Raw genomic sequence first — 374 nt, forward strand, 5'->3', positions numbered from 1 at the left:
GTCGTTGACAGCATTCAGCGCATCGGGGCGGTTCAGCGTGATGATGCGTAGGGCACCGTCGGCCTGCACATCGATTTCTTCTGGCATTCCGTACATCTGGTTACACCCCTAGTCCGAGGATTCGTGACGCGATGATGTTCTTCTGGATCTGCGACGTGCCGCCCATGACGCTCTGCGCACGGCTGTAGAGATAGGCGCTCAGCAGCTCCGCATCGCTGGTACCGGTGACCGCCAGGGCGGCATGGCCGACGGACTGCTCCACCCAGGTCATCAGCAGCTTGTCGAGCGAGCCGTCGGGACCGTGCTTGAGCCCGTCAAGTTGCTCGGACAGCCTCCGGCGCACATGCAGACGCAGCATTTCGGCTTGCACCCCG

General features: G+C 62.6%; 1 protein-coding gene. It reads right to left on the minus strand.

What is annotated here, in order from left to right; genetic code table 11:
- Nucleotides 1–100: 100 nt before the first annotated feature.
- Nucleotides 101–374: acyl-CoA dehydrogenase family protein (locus IMZ11_RS44835; RefSeq protein ID WP_255708264.1), on the minus strand; the 274-nt coding region annotated here is incomplete at its 5' end.

This window comes from Microtetraspora sp. AC03309 (assembly GCF_020826795.1).
In the GTDB taxonomy this organism is placed as follows: Bacteria; Actinomycetota; Actinomycetes; order Streptosporangiales; family Streptosporangiaceae; genus Microtetraspora; species Microtetraspora glauca.